Here is a 22982-nt window from a genome sequence, read left to right on the forward strand (position 1 = left end):
GTTCGGCCTATTCCTGCCCGCGCAACAGCAGCGGTTCGGCGACCATCTTGATCGGCTTGCCGCGTCCGATCAGGATGGCGGCCCGGGAGCGCTCCGGATCATGCTCGAAGCGGGTCCGGACCCAGGCCACGAGGAATTTCAGGTATTCCGAAGCCAGCAACTTGGCGGAGGCGGGGTGATGCCACCAACGGTCGGCATCGAAGCCCTCCGCGATCACCGGATGGGGCACGACGCGGTCCGCTCCCACAAGCGCGTGGTCGAGTTCCACCATGGTGCGGGGCATGTGGTAGTTCGAGGTCACCACGGTCACGGTGCTGAAACGGTGCTGGCGCATCCAGCGACGGGTCTCGATGGCGTTGCCGATGGTGTTGCGCGCCCGATAGTCGAGGTCGACGCAGCAATCGATCCAGTGCCGCTGCGTCGGGTTGAGACGGGCGATCTCGTCGCGGCTGGTGCGCTCGTTGACACCCGTGATCAGCAGGCGTCGGCCGTAGCCGTTGGCGAGAAGATCGATGGCGTCGCCGATGCGCTGCGCCCCGCCCGTGAGCGCCACGATGCCGTCGGCCCGGCCCTGCGGCACGCGCTCGTCCCGCTCCAGGCAGGCCACGAAGTTCAGGAAGCCGCAGAAGAGCGCGACGGCACCTGTGGCCGCGAGGCCGAGGGTGGCCTTGGCGGTCGGCCCGAGCCCGCTTCGCGCCGTGGATCCAGGGCCGGACGCATCCGGTTGCCGGCGCGCCGGGGCAGGCGCGCGGGATGCGGCGTCGGTCCAGGCCCATCCGAAAGCCTCGGAGGGCCTCATGGTGCCGCTGGCTGACATCCGCCTCGTCATTCCCCCAGAGAGTAGCCCCGATTGGGGCGTTCACGAGGCAAGTATCTCCGCCCCGAAAGGTTCATGAAGGGTTAACGGGATCGCCCGCTTCCGTGACAGGGCGCGCGCCGCTGTCGCGGCCCCCGTTCCTCAGGCCAGGAACCGTCGCACGGTGAGGCGCGAGACGATGCCGGTGACCACCGACGCGATCACGCCGATGAGGAGCACGGCGGCGTAGCCGCGCCAGCCGATGTGGAAGGTGCCGAACAGGGCCTCGATTTCCTCCCCGGCCGGGCCGGAGCGCCAGTTGCGCGACACCAGCCCGGCCAGCGCGAAGGCCGCGATGGCCGCGCCCGAGCCGATGATGCCGCCGCGCAGGCCGAGGCCGAAGAACCGGCGCTGGAAGGCCCGGGCGATGAAGTCGTCGTTGGCGCCGACGAAGTGCAGGACCTCCACCACCTCCCGGTTGCCCGCCATGGCGCCGCGGGTCGCGAAGACCACCGCGAGGCCCGTCGCCACCAGCACCAGAAGGACGATGCCGACCCCGACGCCCACGAAGGTGTTGGCCGCCGTGGAGAGCCGACGCAGCCAGAGGGCGTGGTCGTCGAGGCTCGCCACCCCGGGCAGCGCCTCGCTGAGGGAATTGCGCAGGGGCTTGAGGTCCGGGGCCGTCTCGGCGAGCTTCAGGGTCACGAGCCGCGGCACCGGCAGGTCCGAGAGGTCGAGGCCGCTGCCGAGCCAGGGCTCGAGCAGGCGCTCGGCCTCGGCCTTCGAGAACACCCGCACGGCGGCGATGCCGGGCGTGGCCTTGGCCAGGCCCTCGGCCCGGGCGACGTCGGCATCGATGTCGCGCCCGGGGCTCGGACGCACCTGGATCGTCACTTCCTGGGCCACCGTGTCCTGCCACTGAACGGCGCTGGAGGCCACGATCTCGGCCGCGCCCGCGCAGAGCGCGGCGAGGAAGGTCAGGATCGCGATGACGGCGGCCAGGGCCCGGCTGGCCGCCGAGTCGGTCGGGACCAGGGGGGCGTTGCGGCGCAGGGTCGGGGGCAGGGGGGCCGCGCGCGACTCCGGCGGCGCCGGAGGCTTCACCGGTGGCCGGTCGTCGGTGCGGGGCGGCGGACGGTGTGCCGGCGCGGCGGATGGCGTGTCGGTCTCGTCCATCATGCCTCGACCGTCAGGCGTCCCTCGCCGAGGACGAAGCGCCGGGCATCGACGAGGTCCATCAGGGCGAAGTCGTGGGTGGCGATGAGGACCGAGGTGCCCAGCCGGTTGAGTTCGATGAACAGGCGCAGCAGGCGGCGGCCGAGGCTGGGGTCGACATTGCCGGTGGGTTCGTCGGCCAGGAGCAGTTCCGGCCGGGCGATGAGCGCCCGGGCGATGGCGGCGCGCTGCTTCTCTCCGCCCGAGAGAAGGGGCGGCAGCACGTGCATGCGCTCGCCGAGGCCGACCCAGCGCAGGAGTTCGACGACCTCGGCCCGGTAACTCGTTTCCGACCGCCCCTGGACACGCAGGGGCAGCGCGACGTTCTCGTAGGTGGTGAGGTGGTCGAGCAGGCGGAAATCCTGGAAGACCACGCCCATGCGCCGCCGCAGGCCGGTCAGCGCTTCGCTGGAGATGTCACTGACTTCCTCGCCGAAGACCGACACGAGGCCGCGGGTGGGGCGCACCGACAGCAGAATCAGGCGCAGCAGGGTGGTCTTGCCCGCACCGGACGGTCCCGTGAGGAACTGGAACGAGCGCGGTGCGATCTGGAAGCTGACATCGCTCAGCACCTCCGGCCCGAGACCGTAGCGCATGCCGACGCTCTCGAACTGGACCACCGGCTCCTCGGCTCCGGAGAGGAGCGACTGCGTGTTCACCCGATCCGCCACGATCCCCCCAAGGTCCTGCCCAACCACGCCTGCCCGACCAAGACTGCTCTACCAGGACTGCCCTCGTGCGACGGCCCTCGTGCGACGGTCCCGCGCATCCCGGTTATAGGCCGCCCGCTTCACGGACGGTTAACCGTGTTGGCGGAGAACCGTTTGAGTCTTTTTGCCCCCGTCGGCAACCGTCCATCGAGATCCGAGGTCCACGGACGCCATGCTGATCGTCTGCCCGTCCTGTACCAGCGCGTACGAGATCGACGTGGACCGCGTCGGCGCGGACGGGCGCTCGGTGCGCTGCGCGGCCTGCCGCGAGACCTGGTTCATCTCCCCCGACGACGTCTCTGCCGCCCTCGAGGCCGAGATGACCGCGGCCATGATGGCCGCCTCCGAGCTCGGTCCCGACGCGGCGCAGAGCCGCGCCTCGGCCCAGGCCGATCTCGATGCCTGGGAGTCGGCCCTGGCCGCCGAACCCGAGCCCGATCCATCGCCCCCTGAGACGCCGCGTCCGCGGGCTCGGGCCAAGCCCGCGAGGCCGAAGCGCAACGGCTTCTCCCTGGCCTCGCCCGGGGCCGCCCTCGGGCTCGCCGTGCTCGGCGGACTCGGTCTCGCCGTTCTTGGGCGGGCCACGGTGGTGCGGGCGATGCCGCAGAGCGCCGGCCTCTATGCCCGGGTCGGATTTCCGGTGAACCTGCGTGGCGTCGAGTTCCGCGACGTCGTGGCATTCCAGAGCCCGGGGGAGGGCGCGCAGGGCCAGCTCGTGGTGGAGGGGGATCTCGTCGGCGTCGCCGCCGAGGCCGCGGTACCGCCGATCGAGGTGGAGGTCCGGGACGGGCGCGACCAGGCGCTCTATCGCTGGCGCATCGCGCCCCCGCGCGCCGGCCTCGAGAAGAGCGAGACCGCGCGCTTCCGCGCGAGCCTGTCGGCGCCGCCGGCGCAGGGCCGCTCGGTCCGCGTGCATTTTGCCGCCGCCGAGGCGGGCGAGACCATGCCGAAGGCCGATGCCAGCGCCCCGGCCCCGTGATAAGGAACGCGGATGACCAGTGCTTCCCGACGCGTCCGCGTCCTCTTCGACGAAACCGCCATCGCCCGGCGCACCGAGGAACTCGCAGCGGCCATCGCCGCCGCCAATCCCGAGAACCTGCTCGTGGTGGCGGTGCTCAAGGGCAGCTTCATGTTCGCCGCCGACCTCCTGCGCGCCCTGCACCGGGTCGGGCTGGAGCCGCAGGCCGAGTTCGTCCACCTGTCGAGCTACCGCACCGCCACGGTCTCCTCGGGGCAGGTCGAGATCCTGCGCGACGTGGAGAGCGAGGTGCGCGGACGCGACGTCCTCCTGGTGGACGACATCCTCGAATCCGGCCGCACCATCGTGTTCGCCAAGGACCTGCTGATGGCGCGGGGCGCCAAGCGGGTGCTCACCGCCGTGCTCCTGGAGAAGCCCGGCAAGCGCGCCGTGACCATTGATGCGGATTTCGTCGGCTTCACCTGCCCGGACGTGTTCGTGGTCGGCTACGGCATGGATGTCGCCCATGCCTACCGCCAGCTGCCCTTCGTCGGCCTCGTCGATTACGAGAGCCGGGAGCCCGACCTGTTCGGCGGCACCTGAGGCGCGCCCGCTCACGATCCGCAGAATTTGCCGCGCGCGCGGAATTCGTCGTGCGTGCCGGAGAATATGAAACGATCTGGCTCTTAAAGAGCTTGCTGTGTCCGACGATCCCTTGACAGGGCGCGTCGGCGCTTGCGTGACTGAGCGCTCGGATCCGAGAGAGATACAGACGCACGATGGCCCGCATCCTCCTGGTGGATGACGAAGAGACGGTGCGGGGCTTCCTCAAGCGGGGCCTCGAGATCGACGGTCACGCCGTGGTCACGGCCACGGACGGCAGCGACGGCCTCGACCGGCTGACCGAGGCGGACGGCGCGTTCGACCTCATGCTCACCGACATCCGCATGCCGCTGATGGATGGGATCGCCCTGGCGCTCGCGGCCAAGCGCGACTTTCCCAATCTCACCATCCTGCTGATGACCGGCTTCGCCGACCAGCGCGAGCGCGCGCGGGGCCTCGATGCCATCGTGACCGATGTCCTGACGAAGCCGTTCTCCCTGGCCGACCTGCGCTCCACGGTGAATCGGGCGCTCGCCGCCTGAGACGCGCCGGGTCCGCCGCCTCGTACCCGGAAGCCCGCGCATGATCCTCCATTCCGACCGGCACTTGCCCGACCGTCCTCTGCCCGACATCCTCTCGGCCATCGGCGCCACGCCCCTGATCCGCCTGGCGCGCGCCTCCGAGGAGACCGGCTGCACCATCCTGGGCAAGGCGGAGTTCCTGAATCCCGGCCTCTCGGTGAAGGACCGGGCGGCGCTCTCCATCGTGCGCGATGCCGAGGCAAGGGGCGCCATCCGGCCCGGCGGCACCATCGTGGAGGGCACGGCCGGCAATACCGGCATCGGTCTGGCACTCGTGGCCTCGGTGCGCGGCTACCGCACGGTCATCGTGATCCCGGAGACGCAGTCGGCCGAGAAGAAGGAAACCCTGCGCCTGGCCGGCGCCCGCCTGGTGGAAGTGCCGGCGGTGCCGTTCGCCGACCCCAACAACTACGTTCACGCCGCCCGCCGGCTCGCCGAGCGCTTGGCCGAGACCGAACCGGCCGGAGCCTTCTTCGCCGACCAGTTCGACAACGTCGCCAACCGGCAGGCCCACGTGGAGACGACGGGCCCGGAGATCCTGGCGGCGACCGGTGGGGCAGTCGACGGCTTCATCTGTGCGGCCGGAACCGGCGGCACCCTCGCGGGGACCGCCGAGGCCCTGCGCGCCGCGCGCCCCGACGTGCGGATCGGCCTCGCCGACCCGGAGGGGTCCGCGCTGTACGCCCACTACACCACCGGCACCCTGAAGGCGGAGGGCTCGTCGATCACGGAGGGCATCGGCCAGGGACGGATCACCCGCAACCTCGCGGGCTTCGCCCCGGACGTCTCCTTTCGGATTCCCGATGCCGAGGCCCTCGAGATCGTCTTCCGGCTGATGCGGGAGGAGGGCCTGAGCCTCGGCGGCTCGTCCGGCATCAACGTCGCCGGGGCGATCCGGCTCGCCCGGGAACTCGGGCCGGGCCACACCGTCGTGACCATCCTGTGCGACGGCGCGGCGCGCTACGCCTCGAAGCTGTTCAACCCCGCTTTCCTGGCCGAGCGGGGCTTGCCGGTGCCGGATTGGCTGGGACCCGCATCGGAATCGCTGCCCGATTGGCGGGCCTGAAGTCGATCGGCGGAAAAACTCTGCCTTTGTGGGATTATGCCGCACGGACCGTTGAACGGAATCGCCACGGCGACGTTTGTACGGTCAAGCTCAAGCAATTCTGGTTGGGCGCGTGACGGAGTTCCCATCCATGACCCTGACGACCATTCTCCTCATCCTCCTGATCCTGATCGTGCTTGGCGGCGGTAACTTCCTCGGCGGCGGTGCTTACCGTGGACCGAGCTTCGGACTTGGCGGCCTGCTCGTCATCATCCTGATCGTCCTCCTCGTCACCGGGCGCATCTGACGATTCCGCTCACGGCTGGCACGTGACGGCCACCACCGCGCCCGCCAGGGCTGCGGCGGCTGCGCCCAGCGTGCCGGCCTCTTGGGGGCCGGCCCCGCTCGCGCCGGTTTCGCGCGGCGACGGGGCCCGGATGCCCGCCGCACCGAGAAAGGTCGCCAGCGCGGCCCCGGTCACGAGGCCGTAGCGCGCCGGCGGCACCACGCCCGCCACCTGCCGAGGCTGTGCCGAGACCGTCGGGACCAGGCCGACCACCGCGCCCGCGCGATCCAGGATCGGAGCGCCCCCCGCACCGGGCTGGAGCGGTGCCGTGATCCGTGCGCTCCCCACCGCCCCTCCTGTTCCCGCCTGATCCATGCCTGCCTGATCCATGCCCGTCTGATCCATGCCCGTCTGATCCATGCCTGCCTGTCCCGGCGCCACCGCGACGCCGCCCTCGCCATCGATGACGAGGGCCGCCACGGCCTCGCCCTCGGTCAGGCCGCGTCCGCGGACCGGCGGTGTGATCGCGGTCCGGCCCGCGAGGGGCCCCGTCTCCAAGAGCATCAGATCGGCCGTGGCGCCGGCGCCGACGCGCGCCGCTTGGCCCGCGACCAGGGGCACCCGGCATCCGGCCAGGGCCGCTGCGCTCGTCAGCACGCGCCCTGGCGCCACGAGGAGGCCGGTCGCAAGCGGCGCCGGACGGGTCCCGGGCAGGGGCGGCGGCGCGGGAGCCGGAACGGCGGTTGCCACCGGCGCCGCGACGGCGGCCGGAGCTGCATCGGGGAAGGGCACGAAGCTGTTGGCGATGGCGATGGCGAGGCGGTCGACCTCGCCGGCCAGGGCCTTGTCGTAGCCGAGGGTGAGGCCGCGCAGGCCCGCTTCGCCGGCGGCGTAGCGAATGTAGGACTTCCCCGTCGCGGTCTCGGCAGTCACCACCAGGAAGTCGGGCCGCAGGAGCTTGTAGGTCACTCGCCGGTCGGGGCTCGGCGCCGTAACGCGTGCGAAGACCGCCTCGAGCCCTGTCTCGCCGGCGGGAGAGGACTTCGTCTCCAGGGTGATTCGTCCGTCGGCGCTCTGCCAGCGGGTGCCGCCCGGCTGCGCCGCGCGCTTCGGCAGCACGCGTTCGGGCACGCCGAGCACCACGCCGCTGGCCGGGTCCGGCTTGACGACGAAGCGGGCGGCTGCGCGCGCCGCCGCGCCCTCCCTCAGCAGCGCGGCGCGTCCGGTCGCGTCCGGCAGGCCGGTCCCGCCGCTGCGCTCCGCATAGGCCTGGAGCGCCTCGAAGCTGCGCCGCCCGAAGGTGCCGTTGACCACGCTGTTGTAGTCGCCGGTCCAGACCAGGGCGTCCTGCAGGCCCTTGCGCTCGCCTTCCGGCAAGGCCTCGAACGCGGTCCGCGCCGCCTCGAAGGCCGGATCGGGCGCGGCCGGCTTCGTCCGCCCGGGGGCGGGTGCGGAGGGCGGGGGAGTGGATGGCAGGGGAGCGGCGGGCCCCTGGGCCGAAGCGACCCCCGCCATCATCCCCAGCATGAAACCGGTTGCGCTCCAGATGGACCGATCGCGTCGCGTCATGGTCGGGTCGCGCCTCTCCGCGAGAACCTGTCCGGTGTGGCAGAGCCCGTGCCCGAATTCCAGGCCGTTGCGGGCCATGCGCGAAGTGCTACGGTTCCGTCGGGCGCGCCGCATCGGCGTCCGGACGACGGGGTGGAAGCATGTCGGGATCAACCGGACACGGGCGCTCGCCCCGATCCGCGATCGGCGTCTCGGGCATTCTGCAGGCCCTCGCGCTCGCCGGGCTGCTGGCGTTCCCCGCCTCCGTCCAGGCGCAGGCTCCCGCCCCCCGCGCCGCGGCCAAGGTCGTGTCCACGCCCTCCGCTTCCAAGGCGGGCGCTGCCAAGACAGGGGCTCCCAAGACCTTCGTGCGCGAGGACCTCGCCAGCGACGGCGTGCGCCTCGAGGCCACGCTGAAGAGCGAGGCCGGCGCGGCGAAGCCCGACGCGAAGGTCGCCGCCAAGGCCCGCGCCGAGGGCGAGGCCCTGATCGAGGCCGAGAAGCCGGCCGACGCCCTCAAGCCCCTCGGCCTCGCCGTGGCGGGCGAGCCCGGCGAGCCGGCCAACTGGCTCGCCTATGCCCGGGCGGCGAATACGGTCGGCAACGACGGTCGGACGGGCGACTATGCCAACCGCCTGCGCCTGCGCCGCAACGCCCGGGCCGCCGCCTACCAAGGCTACCTGCGGGCGGGCGCTGCGGCGGCCGAGGCCGCGGCGCTCACCGTCCTCGGCGAAGTCTATGCGGCCGAGTCGGAGTGGCGCCCGTCGCTGGAGGCCTACCGTGCCAGCCTCGCCCTGGCCGACGACACGGAAGTGCGCGAGACCTATGAATCCCTGCGGGCCGAGCACGGCTTCCGCATCCTCAACTACACCGTCGATTCGGATGCCGCGGCCCCGCGCATCTGCTTCCAGTTCTCCGAAGGCATCGCGGCCAAGACCGATTTCACGCCCTACATCGCGGTCTCGGGTGCGGCCAACGCCGCCGTCACCGCCACCGGCCAGCAGGTCTGCGTCGATGGCCTCAAGCACGGTGAGCGCTATGCCTTCGTGGTGCGCTCCGGCCTGCCCTCGGCGGCCGGCGAGGGCCTGCTGAAATCGGCCGATTACGAGGTCTACGTCCGGGACCGCTCCCCCCAGGTCCGTTTCACGGGGCGCAACTACGTCCTGCCCCGCACGGGCCAAGCCGGCGTGCCCCTGGTCTCGGTGAACGCGGCCAAGATCGACGTCGAGGTGCTTCGGGTCGGCGACCGCGGCCTCCTGCCGTCCCTGCGGGCCGAGGACTTCCTGTCCCAGCTCACCGGCGCCACCGCCCGCACCATCGCCGACCAGAAAGGCCAGCGCGTCTGGAAGGGCGTGCTCGACACGGCCAAGGCCGAGTTGAATCAGGAGGCCGTCACCGCCTTCCCGGTCCTTCAGGCGGTCGGCAAGCTCGAACCCGGCATCTACATCATGCTGGCCCAGGCCAGCGGGGCTTCCGCCGCGTCCGCCGACGAGGAGGGCGGCTTCGAGACCCAGGCCACGCAATGGTTCGTGGTCTCGGATCTCGGCCTCACCGCCTTCAAGGGCCGCGACGGCGTCCACGTCTTCGCCCGCTCCCTGGCCTCGGCCGAGACCGTGCCCGGCGCCGAGATTCGGCTTGTGGCGCGCAACAACGAGGTCCTGGCCACGGCAAAGACCGACGGCCAAGGCCACGCCGCCTTCGCGTCGGGCCTCGCCCGCGGGGAGGGGGGCGCCGCACCGGGCCTCGTGGTGGCGCAGATCGGCGACGATTACGGCTTTCTCGATCTCGGCCAATCGGCCTTCGACCTCACGGATCGCGGCGTGAGGGGCAGGCCCCAGCCCGGGGCCGTTGAGGCCTACGTGTTTCCCGAGCGCGGGGTCTACCGCTCGGGCGAGACCGTGAACCTCACCGGGCTCCTGCGCGACGCCACCGGCCTCGCGGTGCCGGAGATTCCGCTCACCCTGGTGGTGAAGCGCCCGGACGGCGTCGAGTACCGGCGCGCCCAGCTGCCCGATGTGGGCCTCGGCGGGCGGGCCCTGGCGCTCCCCCTCCTGGCCGGCGCGCAGCACGGCACCTGGCGGGTGGCGGCCTATACCGACCCCAAGGCGCCCGCCATCGGCGAGGCGAGCTTCCTCGTGGAGGACTACGTCCCCGAGCGCCTGGAGGTGACCCTGGAGAGTGCGACGCCCAGCCTGACCCGGGGCGCGCCCGCCACCATCGACGTGGCCGCGCGCTACCTCTACGGCGCGCCGGGAGCCGGGCTCGAGGTCTCCGGCACCGTCCTGGTGCAGCAGGCCTCCGGCAGCGGCATCAAGGGGCTCGAGGGCTACTCCGTCGGCCTCGACGACGAGCGGGTGGAGGCCGCCTCGGCGGAGATCGACGCCCGTGCCATCACCGATGCGGCCGGCAAGGCCCGGCTCGTGGTGCCCGTGCAGGCGCTCGCCGCCCCGCGCCCCACCGAGGCGAAGATCACCCTGCAGGTCGGCGAGCCCGGCGGGCGGGCGCTGAGCCGCAGCCTGACCCTGCCGATCCTGCCCGAGGGGCCGGTGCTCGCCATCCGCAAGGGGTTCGGCGGCGATCTGACCGAGGGCAGCGTCGCCGGCTTCGACGTGGTCATGGCCGCGCCCGACGGCCGACGCCTGTTGCAGGGGAACGTCGCCTGGACGCTCCAGCGCGTCGAGAAGACCTATCAATGGTACCGCGAGGGTGGGCGCTGGTCCTACGAGCCGGTCACCAGCACCCGCCGCATCGCCGACGGCCGCCTCGACCTGACGCCCGACGCGCCGGGCCGCGTCAGCGCCACGGTCAGCTACGGCACCTACCGGCTGGAGGCGAGCGTGCCGGGCCGCCCGGCCGCTACGGCGAGCGTGACCTTCACGGTGGGCTGGAGCGGTGGCGAGACCGCGGACGTGCCCGATCTCCTCGACCTGCGCCTGGACAAGGCGGCCTACGCCACCGGCGAGACCCTGCACGCGCGCCTGCAGCCGAAGTTCAAGGGACAGGCGACGCTGGCCGTCGTCAGCGACAAGCTGCACGCGCTCCTTACCGTCGACGTGCCGGCGGCCGGCGCCACCGTCGACATTCCCGTGAAGGCCGAGTGGGGCTCCGGCGCCTACCTCGTGGCCACCGCCTACCGGCCCCTGGACCAGGCGGCCAAGCGCCTGCCGGGCCGGGCGCTCGGCGTCGCATGGTTCGGGGTCGACCGGGACAGCCGCACCCTCGGGGTCACCCTGGAGGCGCCGGCCAAGACCCGCCCGCGCGAGACCCTGACCCTGCCGATCCAGCTCGCCGGCCTCAAATCCGGCGAGGAGGCCCGGGTCAGCGTGGCCCTCGTCGATGTCGGCATCCTCAACCTGACCCGCTACGAGGCGCCCAACCCCTTCGGCTACTTCTTCGGCCAGAAGGCGCTCGGCCCCGAGATCCGCGACCTCTACGGATACCTGATCGACGGCATGCAGGGGACGCTCGGCGCCATCCGCTCCGGCGGCGACGGCGGCGCGGCCGAACTCGCCGATTCGCCCCCGACCCAGGCACCGCTGGCGCTCTATTCCGGACCTGTCACGGTGGGCCGTGACGGCCGGGCCAGCGTCAGCTTTCCCCTGCCGGCCTTCAACGGCACGGCCCGGGTGATGGTGACCGCCTGGAGCCGCGCGAAGGTGGGGGCGGCCCAGGCCGACGTCGTCATCCGCGATCCCGTCGTGCTCACCGGCACCCTGCCGCGCTTCCTCAATGTCGGCGACCGCTCGCGCGTCCACGTCGCCCTCGACAACGTCGAGGGACAGGCGGGCGATTACACGGTGGACCTCGACCTGGCCGGGTCCATCCTGGTCGGCGCCGAGGCGATGCACCGGACCCTGCGGCTGGAGACCGGGGCCAAGGGCGCCCTCGTCATTCCCATCACCGCCGCCGGGCCGGGCCTGTCACGAATCGACCTGACCCTGCGGGGGCCCGGCCTGCCCGAGGGCGTCGGTCAGAGCTTTGCCCTCACCATCGGTCCCGGCACGGGGGCGCTCGCCCGCCGCTCCCTGCAGGCGCTGGATCCCGGCGCGAGCCTGAAGCTCTCGGGCGAACTCCTGGCCGACATCCTGCCCGGCACCGGCACGGTCTCGCTCTCCGCCTCGAATCTCGCCGGCATCGACGTCCCGGCGCTGCTCCAATCCCTCGACCGCTATCCCTACGGCTGCTCCGAGCAGACGGTGAGCCGGGCGATGCCGCTCCTCTACGTCAACCGCCTCGCCGCCCTCGACAAGCTGGGTCTCGACGACAAGGCCGACGAGCGCGTGCGGCAGGCCATCGAGCGGGTGCTCGGGCGCCAGAACGCGGCGGGCGATTTCGGCCTGTGGTCCACGGATTCCGCGAGCGACACCTGGCTCAACGCCTACGTGACCGACTTCCTGACCCGGGCCCGGGAGCGCGGGTTCGCCGTACCCCAGACCGCCTTCGCCAATGCTCTCGACCGCCTGCGCAACGCGGTCGCCAACACCACCGAGGTTGGTGAGGGCGGCATGGACATCGCCTACGCCGCCTACGTGCTCGCCCGTAACGGCCGGCCCGTGATGGGCGACCTGCGCTACCTCGCCGACACCAAGCTCGCGGCCTTCGCCACTCCGCTCGCGCGGGGCCAGATCGCCGCCGCCCTGGCGCTCCTCGGCGACCGTGGTCGGGCGGCGAAGGCCTTCGACGCTGCGATGGCCAGCGTCCGGGAGACGGCCGCGAGCCCGGCCTACCGGCCGGATTACGGCTCGCGCCTGCGCGACGGCGCCGGCCTCCTGGCGCTGGCCGCCGAGACGGGGCTCGCCCGCGACAGCATCCAGCCACTGGGCGCCCTCATCGCGGCCGAGCGGGCCGGCGGCCGGCCGACCAGCACCCAGGAAGAGGCCTGGATGGTGCTCGCCGCGGAGGGCCTGAGCGCGGACTCCGACAACCTCCGCTTCACCCTCGACGGCCAGCCCGTGAGCGGCGCCGTGGCGCGCAGCTACCGGGCTGGCGCCCTGGAGGCCCGGCCCGTCACCCTGGTCAATGCGGGCAGCCAGCCCGTGCAGGCCGTGGTCAGCGTCAGCGGCAATCCGATCGCGCCGGAGCCGGCCGAGGCGCGCGGCTACACGATCGAGCGGCGCTACCACCGCCTCGACGGCACCCCGGTCGACCTCGCACAAGGGGTCCGCCAGAACGATCGCCTCGTGGTGGTGCTCACGGTGACCGAGGCCAAGGCCAGCGCCGGGCGTCTCCTCCTCGTTGACCGCCTGCCCGCCGGCCTGGAGATCGACAACCCGAAGCTCCTCGACGCCGACGCGCTCAGCGGGCTCGCCTTTGCCAAGTCGGAGGTGGCCCCCGTCCATACCGAGTTCCGCGATGACCGCTTCGTGGCGGCCTACGAGCGCAGCCCCGAGCAGTCGGCTTTCTTCCGGGTCGCCTACACGGTGCGGGCGGTCTCCCCCGGCACCTACGTCCACCCGGCCGCCACCATCGAGGACATGTATCGGCCGGAGCGCTTCGGTCGCACCGGCTTCGGTTCGATGACGGTGAGCGCGAAGTAGGATGGATCGTCCACGCGCTTCGCTGCCCCCCTCGGCGGAAGCGGGCGACCCGCGTCGCGGGTCGGGCGAGGGGACGACTGCTCCGGAGCCGGCGCAGGCCGCCCCGGCCCGCGCCGCAGGGACCCGCCGCCGCAGGCGGGGGAGGGGGCTTGCCGGCCTTGTCCTGCTCCACCTCGCCGCCCCGGTCGTTGCCCTCTGGCGCTTCGTCGACGCCCTGCCACCCCTCGACCTCGCTCCGGCCGGGCTCCGCTCGACGGTGGTGCTGGACCGGGACGGGCGGCTGCTGCGCCCCTTCGCCACCGCCGACGGGCGCTGGCGCCTGCCGGTGACCGGGGCCCAGGTCGATCCGCGCTTCCGCGCCATGCTCATGGCCTACGAGGACCGGCGCTTCGCGCGTCATCCCGGCATCGATCCGGTGGCGACCCTTCGGGCCGCGGGGCAGTGGCTGGCGGCGGGCCGCATCGTCTCGGGCGGCTCGACCCTGTCGATGCAGGTGGCCCGCCTCGTCGAGCCGCGGGCCGAACGCTCGCTCGCCGCCAAGCTGCGCCAGATGGTGCGGGCGGTGCAGCTGGAGCAGCGGCTCGGCAAGGACGGTGTGCTCGACCTCTACCTGGCGCTCGCTCCCTATGGCGGCCCGGTGGAGGGTCTGCGGGCCGCCAGCCTCGCGTATTTCGGCCGCGAGCCGGCCCGGCTCTCCTTCGCCGAGAGCGCGCTCCTCGTAGCCTTGCCGCAGGCACCGGAAGCCCGGCGGCCCGACCGCTTCCCCGGGGCGGCCCGGCGCGCCCGCGACCGGGTCCTCGCCATCGCCACCGCACAGGGCGTCGTCACCGCGGCCGAGGCGGAGGCCGCCCGGACCGAGCCCGTGCCGTCGGCGCGGAAACCCTTCCCGATGCTGGCCGCCCACGCGGCGGAGGCGGCCCACGCCGCCGACCCGGGCGCCCATGCGATCCGCCTCACCCTCGACGGCCGCCTGCAGGCGAGCCTCGAAACCCTGGCCGCCGAGCGCGCGGCCGCCCAGGGCCCCGGAATCTCGGCCGCCCTCCTGGCACTCGACAACCGCACCGGCGCGGTTCTGGCCCAGGTCGGCAGCCCCGGCTACCTCGATGCGAGTCGCGCCGGCGCCATCGACATGACGGGCGCGATCCGCTCGCCGGGCTCCGCCCTCAAGCCCTTCATCTACGCGCTGGCCTTCGAGACCGGCCTCGCCCATCCCGAGACGCAGCTCGACGACCGGCCGGTGCGCTTTGCCGGAGCCTACGCCCCGGAGAATTTCGACCTGGGCTACCAGGGCAGCGTCACGGCGCGGCGCGCCCTCCAACTCTCCCTGAACGTGCCGGCGGTGGATCTGCTGGAGGGGGTCGGCCCCGCCCGCCTCATCGCGCGCCTGCGGGCCGCCGGCGCCCGCATCGACCTGCCCCGCGACACCGCGCCGGGGCTGCCCGTGGCGCTGGGCGGTCTCGGGATCACCCTCACGGATCTCGCCCGTCTGTTCGCCGGCCTCGCCCGGCAAGGACTCGTGCCGAACCTCACCCGCCGTGTGGGCGACGCGTCGGGCGGAGTATCGGGCGAGGGGACGGGCGCGCCGCCGCAGGAGGCCCGCATCACGGAGGCCGTCGCCGCCTGGTACGTCGCCGACATCCTTCGGGGAGCGCCGCCGCCCGAGAACGCTCTGGCGGGCCGGATCGCCTACAAGACGGGCACCTCCTATGGCTACCGGGATGCCCTCGCGGTGGGGTTCGACCGGCGCGTCACCCTCGCGGTCTGGGTCGGGCGGCCGGACGGCAATGCGGTGCCGGGCCTCGTCGGTCGGGTGGTGGCGGCCCCGATCCTGTTCGATGCCTTCGCCCGCTTCGGCGGCGAGCCCGACCCCGTGCCGATGCCCCACGACGCCCTGGTGACCACCACGGCCGGCCTGCCGCCGCCCCTGCGCCATATCCGGCGCGACATCCCCAAGACCTTGTCGGCGGCACTGGGAGGCGCGCTCAAGATCGCCTACCCGCCCGACGGAGCCCGCATCGATCTGGGCCTGTCGGAGCCCGAACCCGCTCCGGCGCCGAGCCTCGCCCTGAAGGCGCTCGGCGGCGTGCCGCCCCTGACCTGGATGGTCGATGGACTGCCGGTGGCGGGGGGCGCGCGCCGGCAATCGGCCTGGGCTCCGGACGGTGCCGGCTTCGCGCGGATCTCCGTGATGGATGCCACGGGCGCCAGCGACAGCGTCATGGTACGCCTCGAGTGACGCCCCCGCCCGGGGTTCAAGCCGGAGAGCGGCTGGGCCCCTGGTCGGGCGGACGGCCGCCCCTACCTGCGAGCGGCAGAGCGAACCTTTGCCGTTGTCGGAGAACCTGCCCGTGGTCCACGAGGAACCCCGTTCGGGACGGCCGGCCCTGCGCCCGGCGGTGATGCTGGGCGCCCTCGGTATCGTCTACGGTGATATCGGCACCTCGCCCCTCTACGCCTTCAAGGAGGCGGTCCGCGCCGCGAGCGCCGGTGCCCCGCCGACCCCGGTCGCCGTCACGGGCGCTGTCTCGCTCATCCTCTGGTCGCTGATCCTGATCGTCTCCATCAAGTACGCCGTGCTGATCCTGCGCGCCGACAACCGCGGCGAGGGCGGCATCGTCGCCATGCTGGCGCTGCTCGGAGCCCGGAACGCCAAGCCCGGCTCCTGGGCCGGCATTCTCCTCGTGGTCGGCCTCGTGGGCGCCGCCCTCCTCTACGGCGACGGCGCGATCACGCCGGCGATCTCGGTGCTCAGCGCCGTGGAGGGCCTGAAGGTCGAGGCACCGGCCCTGTCCCGCTTCGTCGTGCCGATCACGGTGGTGATCCTGGTCGGGCTGTTCCTGGTCCAGAGCCGGGGTGTGGCCTTCATCGGCCGCATCTTCGGCCCGGTGATGTTCGTCTGGTTCGTCGTGCTGGCGCTGCTCGGTCTCGGCGGCATCTGGCACGCGCCCCAGATTCTCGCTGCGCTCAACCCGCTCAAGGCCGTCGAATTCCTGACGCATGCCGGATGGCACGTCAGCTTCGCCATGCTGGGCGCGGCCTTCCTCGCGGTCACCGGCGGCGAGGCGATGTATGCCGATCTCGGGCATTTCGGGGCCGGGCCGATCCGCGCCTCCTGGTTCGGCCTCGTGCTGCCGGCCCTGGTGATCCACTATTTCGGACAGGGCGCGCTGCTGTTGGTCGAGCCCGACGCCATCGAGAACCCGTTCTATCGCCTGAGTCCCGACTGGGCGCATTATCCGCTGATCGGCCTCGCCACGGTCGCCACCGTGATCGCCTCGCAATCGATCATCTCGGGTGCGTTCTCGCTCACCCAGCAATCGATCCAGCTCGGCTTCCTGCCGCCGATGCGGGTGGTCCACACCGCCCGGCACGAGCGCGGACAGATCTACGTGCCGATGGTGAACTGGCTGCTCGCCGCTGCGACCCTGAGCGCCGTCCTGGTCTTCGGCTCCTCGGATGCCCTGGCCGGCGCCTACGGCATCGCCGTCGCCTCCCTGATGGCGATCACCACCCTGCTCGCCGCCCTGGTGGCGCTGAAATGGGGCTACAACCCCGTGGCCGTGCTGGCGGTGAACGGGTTCTTCCTCCTCATCGACTTCGTGTTCCTCGGGGCCAACACGGTGAAGCTGTTCGAGGGCGGCTGGTTTCCCCTGATGCTGGCAGCCCTCGTGGCGTTCCTGATGCTCACCTGGCGCAAGGGCAACCAGCTCGTCGAGTCGGCCCGGGTCGCCCTGCGCCAGCCAGAGGTCGAATTCCTCGAGCAGCTCCGGCGCGATCCGCCGATCGTCCTGCCGGGCAACGCCGCCTTCCTGTCCTCGGCCACCAGCGCCATTCCCCTGCACCTGTCCCGCTTCGTCGCGCGCAGCCATGCCCTCCACAAGCGCATCCTCATCGTCACCGCCCGCTACGAGGAGGAGCCGACCGTCACCCGCGACCAGCGCGCCGAGGTCATCGTGATCACGCCCGACATCACCCGCGTGATCCTGCGCTACGGCTTCATGGAGGATGCCTCGGTGCCCGACGGCCTGCGCTGCGCCGTGGAGGCCAAGCGCCTGCCGGCCGAATGCCTCGAGGATCTCACGATCTTCATCGGGCACGAGACCATCATCCCGAAGAGCGACCAGCGCGGCATGGCGACGTGGCGGGAGGAGATCTACGCGTTCCTCCTGCGCAACGCGGAGCGCACCGGCGCGCATTTCTGCGTGCCGACGCGGCAACTGGTCGAGGTCGGCACCGAGATCGAGATCTGAGCCGGGCGCCGGCCATCAACTCTCGCGCAGACCGTGCCGTATGGCCTTGCGGGCAGCGCTCCGGGTGTCGCACAAGGAGGCCACGCGGGCGGGCGGCCCGGCCGCGCCGAATCCGGGACGTGTAGCGTAGCGATGACCGAACTGGCGCCGAAGGCCCTGGCGATCCGCCTGCGGCAGCAGGCGATCCTCTCCGATTTCGGGGTCGAGGCCCTGCGGGCCACCGAGCTGCTGCCCCTGCTCCAGCGCGCCACCGAACTCTGCGCCGAGGGCATGGAGGCGCAGTTCTGCAAGGCCCTGGAATACAAGCCCCACCAGGACTGCCTCCTCGTCTGCGCCGGTGTGGGCTGGGCCGAGGACGCGGTGGGCACCACCATCATCGGCGCCGACCTCGCCTCGCCGGCGGGGTATGCCCTGAAGACCGGCCGGCCCGTGATCTCGAACCACCTCGAGAACGAGACGCGCTTCCGCACCCCGAAGCTGATGGCCGACCACGGCATCCGCCGGGCGATCAACGTGCTCATCGCCAACCGGGACGGCAATTACGGCGTGCTGGAGGTGGACGACACCCGCGAGGGCCAGTTCGAGGAGGCCGACATCGCCTTCATGCAGGGGTTCGCCAACCTCGTCGGCGGCGCCATCGAGCGCCAGCGGGCCGAAGCACGGCTGAAGGCAGCCCTGGAGCGCCAGGAGCTCCTGTCCCGGGAGATGAGCCACCGGGTCAAGAACAGCCTCGCGGTGGTGGCGGGCTTCCTGGGTCTGCAGGCCCGGGGCTCCGACAACGACGACGTGAAGAGCGCCCTCGCCGATGCCCGCACCCGGGTCGAGGCGGTGGCCCAGGTGCACGACCAGCTCTGGCGCCAGCCGAGCCTCGAAGCGATCGACGTCGCGGGCTTCCTCGAGGCTCTCTGCGCCAAGCTGCAGGAGAGCGCACCGCGCCACCGCCTCGTCTGCCGCGCGGCCCGGATGAACATCCCCGCCGACCTCGCGATCCCCCTCGGCCTCTTCGTCAACGAGCTCGTCACCAACGCGATCAAGTACGCCTACGCGGACGGTGAGGGCGAGATCCGGGTCGAGGCCCGTCCCGACGATGCGGGCGGCCTGATCCTCGCGGTGGAGGATGACGGTGCCGGGCTGCCGGACGGGTTCGATCCCACGGCGGCGCGCAGTGCCAGCCTCGGCATGCGCATCATCAACAGTCTCGCCCGCCAGCTCGGGGGCGCCCTCGCGGTCGCCCCGGATGTGCAGGGTGCGCACTTCTCCCTGCGGGTGGGACCCGTGGCGTGAGGCGGTGCGCCCGAGAAGGGGCTTTCCCGTCCGCGCCTCAGGTCTCGGCCCGCGGCGTCGCGTTCATCTCGGCCCAGTCGAACTCCTCCTCCAGCACGTAGTAGGCGTCGTCGCCGATATCGCCCGAGCGGCGCAGGGCCAGCACCCGGTCGCGGGCCGCCTCGATGGCGCGCCGGCGGGCGGCATCGGCGGGCAGCGTCTCGGAGGCGAAGCCGGTGTCGCGGGCCTCGGCCTGCTCCAGAGCGATGCGGAACTCCTCGCGCAGGGCCTCGGAGGGGGCATCCTCGGCATCCTCCAGGGTCTTCAGGGCGGCCCGGTAGGCTTCGGTCCGGCCGTGCCCGACCTCGCGCCCGACGGGGTCGTTGTCCTCCAAGCCGAGCCGGCCGAGCAGCAGGCGCAGGGTCAGGCCCTGCACCGTCAGCGTGCCGATGATGACGCAGAAGGCGGTGAGCACGATGAGGTCGCGATAGGGAAAGCCCGGATCGCCATCGGGCAGGGCCAGGGCCGTCGCGATAGTGACGATTCCCCGCATGCCCGCCCAGGATACCGCGATTCCGGCCGAGAGGCCGCGGTCGCGGGTCTCGGTCCCGTCGGCTCCCAGGCGGGCGAGGTGGGCCGTGGGCAGGACCCAGAGGAAGCGCACCACCACCACGGTGAGGAACACCGCCGCGCCGACCAGCGCGTAGGAGATCTGCTGCTCCCGGGTCAGGCGCTCCAAGATCGGACCGATCTGCAGGCCGATCAGCACGAAGGCGAGCACGTTGAGCACGAACACCGCCGTATCCCAGACCGCGTAGGAGACGATGCGGGTCCGCGGCGGGGTATGGCCCGGGGCGATCCGCGCCACCGTGATGGCGAAGGTGACCACGGTGAGCACCCCGGACAGGTGGACGTGCTCCGCCCCGATCCAGATGCCGAAGGCGGCCACGAACTGCAGCACGATGACGCTCGGCGCGTCGGCCACCGGGCGCGTCGCGGCGCTGTAGAGGAGGGCGAGGACCGGCCCGGCGACGAGGCTGCCGAGGATGCCGACGACGAAGGTCGGCCCGATCTCGGCGGCCGAGAAAGTGCCGGACACCGCCGCCGTGACCCCGAGGCGGTAGATCAGCAGGGAGCCCGCATCGTTGAGGAGGCTCTCGCCGCGCAGGATCGTGGTGAGGCGGTGCGGCAGGGAGACGTGGCGCAGCACCGAGAGGGCCGCCACGGCGTCGGGGGGCGCCACCACCGCGCCGAGGACGATACAGGCGGCCCAGGGCATGTCCGGCACGAGCCACTTCACCACCACGGCCACGGCGGCCGTGGTCGCCACCACCGCCCCGAAGGCGAGGCCGGCGATCGGGCGCCAGTGGGTCCGCAGGTCCCGCACCGAGGTGTCGTAGCCGGCATCGAGGAGGACGGGCGCCAGGAACAGGGCCAGCGCCAGCTCCGGGTCGAGCACGAGGTTCGGCACGGCCGGGATGAAGGCGAGGCCGATCCCACCCAGCGCCAGGAAGACCGGATAGGGGGCCCCCACCCGGCGGGCGAGCCCGGCCAGGAGCACGGCGCCGAGAAGGACGCCGACCGTCCATTGGAAGATCATCATGTCGAGGGGAACGCACCATCACGGCGCCGGGATCAATCGCCCCGGCACGAAACCCGGCGCCGCCGGTCAGCCCTGCGCGAGGGTGACGGCCAGCTCCGGCTTGTGGTTCAGGGTCTGGAACACGACGCAGTAGCGTTCGGTCAGCTTCAGGAGCTGGTCGAGCTTGTCCTGGGGGGCGTCGGTGTCGAGGGCGAAGGCGAGGCGGATCGCGCGGAAGCCCACGGGCGCCGCCTTGTCGACCCCCAGGGTGCCGCGGAAGTCGAGGTCGCCCTCGGCGCTCACCGTGCCGGACCGGAGCTCGACGCCGATCGCGGTGGCGACCGCCTTCAGGGTGACGCCGGCGCAGGCCACCAGGGCTTCGAGCAGCATGTCCCCCGAGCACAGTTCGGCGCCGGAGCCGCCGGTGGCCGGGTGCAGGCCTGCCACCGCCAGGGCGCGTCCGGTCTCGACCTTGCAGGCGATCGCCGTGTCGTCGAGGCTGCCCCGGGCCCGCAGGGTCACCACGGCCGAGTCCGGGGCGTTGCGGTAGCGGTCCTTGATCGGGGCCTGGAGCGAGCGCAGGGTATCGGCGTCCATGGGCGTTTCCTTCTCCCGTCTTCCGGTTCTTCTTCTCCGGTCCTATCTAGGGCGCCCCGTCGGCGCGGCGAATGCGGACGGGGGTGAACGAACCTCGCGCCGGTCCGCGGGGTGCCCTATCTGAGGGCGTCGGCGGGGCCCTCGTCCTCCGGCCCCGTCCTGTCAGGAGAGTCCATGCGTCGTCCCAGCGTGAGTGCAGCCGCCCTGAGGGCGCGGATGGCCTTCCCCGGCATCGCCGTCGGTCTCGTCCTGTTCGCAACCGGAGCGGGGGCCGCCACGCCGATCACCCTCGCCAACCACCGGGCCGTCTACGATCTCTCCCTCGCCGAGAGCAGCGGCACGCGGGCTGTGGAGAGCGCGCGGGGGCGGATCGTCATCGATTTCACCGGGGATGCCTGCAAGGGCTACACGATGCAGACCCGCCAGGTGACGGTGCTGGAGAGCGGCGAGACCGGCAGCCGCACCTCGGACCTGCGCAACAGCACCTTCGAGAGCGGGGACGGGCGCAGCTACCGCTTCAAGACCAGCACGGTGCTCAACGGCACGCCCGGCCAAGCGGTGGACGGCACCGCCGAGTCAGGCGCCGACCTGCTGAAGGTCAAGCTGAAGGAGCCCAAGCGCGACCAATTCCAGGACGCGGGCGAGGTCCTCTTTCCCACGGTGCACATGCGGCGCCTGATCCAGGCGGCCCGCGACGGACAGACCACCGTCTCCGTCAAGGTGTTCGACGGCTCCGACGATGGGCACAAGGTTTATGACACCCTCGCGGTCATCGGCCGTCAGGTCCCGGCACCGGCGGCCTCCGACAAGGCGGCCGAGCGCGACAAGCCCCTGCGGGACGGGCCGATGGCGACCGTGCCGCGCTGGCCCGTCACATTGAGCTACTACATTCCCGGCGAGGGCGAGCGCACGCCGATCTACGTCCTCAGCTTCGACCTCTACGAGAACGGCGTCAGCGGCGCGCTGCGGCTCAACTACGGCGAATTTGCCGTGGTCGGCGACCTCACCCGCCTCGACACCCTGCCGTCGAGCACCGACTGCCATCCCTAGCCCATCCGACCGGGTCTGCGGCGGGTCCGCACCGATGCGGCGGACAAAATGTCCGAGCACGGACTTCTGCACGGAAATTGTGCATTCCGGGCCTTCCGGGGAGCCGTTGAATCAAATTCTCGACGTTCGGGTAAAGGAATGTCGGGAAGCGCCCCGTTTCATGACATCCGCAACCTCAGGATGGTCATGGGCGAATCCCTCACAGCAACGCAGACGAGACTGATCCTGCCTGCGCTCTGCTGGAGCCGGTATCGCGCCGATTTCTATGCCGTCACCGCCGATCTCTCCGTCACGGGTCTTCGCTTCCGTTCGTCCGTTGTGCCGTCTCTGGGCGAAATCCTGTCCTGCAGCATTCGGCATGCGGGCTCGATGGAGGCCCAGGTCATCGAGGGCGGCAAGGAGCAGTTCATCACGCGGGTGATCCGCGCCGAGGCCCCGCTGCCCGTCATCGTGCGTCGCCTGCTCGACCTCGCCGCCGAGCAGAACGGCGCCGAGGTGCCCCAGCGCGTCCATCCGCGCTTCGTGCCGGATTCGCCCGACATCCTCGTCACGATGTCCTGCGGCACCCGGATCCCGGCCCGCCTCCTCAACGTCTCGGCCTCGGGCGCGGCTCTGCGGATCGACATCCGCTTGGAACCCGGCACGCAGATCACCCTGGGTCGAACGCCGGCAACGGTCGCGCGCTGCTTCGACGACGGCATCGGCGCGGCGTTCCTCCAGCCCCTGCCGGCGGAGGATCTCGGGCCCCACGTCCTGTTGTGATGGGGTAGGTCGCTCGCGGGATGCGGGATCTCTCCGGTCTGTCCGAGGGCGGTCCGGTTCCTCCCGCGATCCGAGGAGGCGACGAGCTGGGCGGGGATATCCAGAGCCGCAATCGCGGCGGAACCACCCGCAAGGCTACAATTAAGTTTCTATCAAATGATCAGGACTAGCCTACGGCCTCGCCCTCCAGTCGGAGACT

At 72.0% G+C, this 22982-nt stretch carries 17 protein-coding genes; 11 read left to right on the forward strand and 6 right to left on the reverse strand.

Features of this window, described 5'->3' with window-relative positions; genetic code table 11:
- Positions 1-7: 7 nt before the first annotated feature.
- The 3 genes from CRT23_RS00250 to ftsE all read right to left on the reverse strand — a co-directional run bounded on the left by CRT23_RS00250 (position 8) and on the right by ftsE (position 2670).
- Entirely contained in the window at positions 8-817 is an 810-nt protein-coding gene (locus tag CRT23_RS00250) for a YdcF family protein (RefSeq protein WP_245435878.1), read from the reverse strand.
- A 141-nt stretch (positions 818-958) separates the two neighbouring features.
- Positions 959-1975: an ABC transporter permease gene (locus tag CRT23_RS00255; RefSeq protein ID WP_245435879.1), complete on the reverse strand. Its 1017-nt coding sequence runs from the start codon at positions 1973-1975 to the stop codon at positions 959-961.
- A complete protein-coding gene (ftsE, locus tag CRT23_RS00260) occupies positions 1972-2670 on the reverse strand; it encodes a cell division ATP-binding protein FtsE (protein WP_103708168.1) in 699 nt (232 codons plus the stop codon). The genes CRT23_RS00255 and ftsE overlap by 4 nt, the downstream gene beginning before the upstream one ends.
- Before the next feature lie 223 nt (positions 2671-2893).
- Here ftsE and CRT23_RS00265 point away from each other — a divergent pair, with 223 nt between their 5' ends.
- The 5 genes from CRT23_RS00265 to CRT23_RS00285 all read left to right on the forward strand — a co-directional run bounded on the left by CRT23_RS00265 (position 2894) and on the right by CRT23_RS00285 (position 6215).
- Positions 2894-3700 carry a zinc-ribbon domain-containing protein gene (locus CRT23_RS00265; RefSeq protein ID WP_103708169.1) on the forward strand — a complete coding sequence of 269 codons (807 nt, stop codon included), beginning with the start codon at positions 2894-2896 and terminating at the stop codon, positions 3698-3700.
- 12 nt (positions 3701-3712) lie between these two features.
- A complete protein-coding gene (gene hpt, locus CRT23_RS00270; RefSeq protein WP_055946865.1) occupies positions 3713-4282 on the forward strand; it encodes a hypoxanthine phosphoribosyltransferase in 570 nt (189 codons plus the stop codon).
- 176 nt (positions 4283-4458) lie between these two features.
- Positions 4459-4824: a response regulator gene (locus tag CRT23_RS00275; RefSeq protein WP_055946868.1), complete on the forward strand. Its 366-nt coding sequence runs from the start codon at positions 4459-4461 to the stop codon at positions 4822-4824.
- Positions 4825-4864: 40 nt separating this feature from the next.
- Positions 4865-5929, forward strand: a complete 1065-nt coding sequence (locus CRT23_RS00280; protein WP_103708170.1) for a cysteine synthase A — start codon at positions 4865-4867, stop codon at positions 5927-5929.
- A 130-nt stretch (positions 5930-6059) separates the two neighbouring features.
- Entirely contained in the window at positions 6060-6215 is a 156-nt protein-coding gene (locus CRT23_RS00285; RefSeq protein ID WP_103708171.1) for a DUF3309 domain-containing protein, read from the forward strand.
- Between the two features lie 9 nt (positions 6216-6224).
- On the opposite strand, the gene CRT23_RS00290 is transcribed toward CRT23_RS00285, so the two are convergent.
- Positions 6225-7841 (reverse strand): serine protease, encoded by a 1617-nt coding sequence (locus CRT23_RS00290; RefSeq protein ID WP_245435880.1) that lies wholly within the window; start codon positions 7839-7841, stop codon positions 6225-6227.
- A 62-nt stretch (positions 7842-7903) separates the two neighbouring features.
- Between CRT23_RS00290 and CRT23_RS00295 the strand changes: the two genes are divergently transcribed.
- From CRT23_RS00295 to CRT23_RS00310, 4 genes are all read left to right on the forward strand, one after another.
- Entirely contained in the window at positions 7904-13279 is a 5376-nt protein-coding gene (locus CRT23_RS00295; protein ID WP_103708172.1) for an alpha-2-macroglobulin, read from the forward strand.
- Between the two features lies 1 nt (position 13280).
- Complete coding sequence (gene pbpC, locus CRT23_RS00300) at positions 13281-15515, forward strand: penicillin-binding protein 1C (protein ID WP_245435881.1); 2235 nt, start codon at positions 13281-13283, stop codon at positions 15513-15515.
- A gap of 163 nt (positions 15516-15678) precedes the next feature.
- Complete coding sequence (locus CRT23_RS00305) at positions 15679-17529, forward strand: KUP/HAK/KT family potassium transporter (RefSeq protein WP_103708519.1); 1851 nt, start codon at positions 15679-15681, stop codon at positions 17527-17529.
- Positions 17530-17661: 132 nt separating this feature from the next.
- Positions 17662-18813: a histidine kinase dimerization/phosphoacceptor domain -containing protein gene (locus CRT23_RS00310; protein ID WP_055946872.1), complete on the forward strand. Its 1152-nt coding sequence runs from the start codon at positions 17662-17664 to the stop codon at positions 18811-18813.
- Between the two features lie 37 nt (positions 18814-18850).
- On the opposite strand, the gene CRT23_RS00315 is transcribed toward CRT23_RS00310, so the two are convergent.
- Together CRT23_RS00315 and CRT23_RS00320 are read right to left on the reverse strand one after the other, a co-directional pair.
- On the reverse strand, positions 18851-20395 hold the full coding sequence (locus CRT23_RS00315) for a sodium:proton antiporter (RefSeq protein WP_055946874.1): 1545 nt from the start codon (positions 20393-20395) through the stop codon (positions 18851-18853).
- A 66-nt stretch (positions 20396-20461) separates the two neighbouring features.
- Positions 20462-20971: an OsmC family protein gene (locus CRT23_RS00320; protein ID WP_055946876.1), complete on the reverse strand. Its 510-nt coding sequence runs from the start codon at positions 20969-20971 to the stop codon at positions 20462-20464.
- 174 nt (positions 20972-21145) lie between these two features.
- Between CRT23_RS00320 and CRT23_RS00325 the strand changes: the two genes are divergently transcribed.
- The gene (locus CRT23_RS00325; RefSeq protein ID WP_245435882.1) at positions 21146-22021 is read left to right on the forward strand and encodes a cell envelope integrity EipB family protein; all 876 of its coding nucleotides are present in this window, start codon (positions 21146-21148) and stop codon (positions 22019-22021) included.
- A 186-nt stretch (positions 22022-22207) separates the two neighbouring features.
- A complete protein-coding gene (locus CRT23_RS00330) occupies positions 22208-22783 on the forward strand; it encodes a PilZ domain-containing protein (protein WP_103708520.1) in 576 nt (191 codons plus the stop codon).
- Positions 22784-22982 lie beyond the last annotated feature (199 nt).

This window comes from Methylobacterium sp. V23 (assembly GCF_002917135.1).
GTDB lineage: Bacteria > Pseudomonadota > Alphaproteobacteria > Rhizobiales > Beijerinckiaceae > Methylobacterium.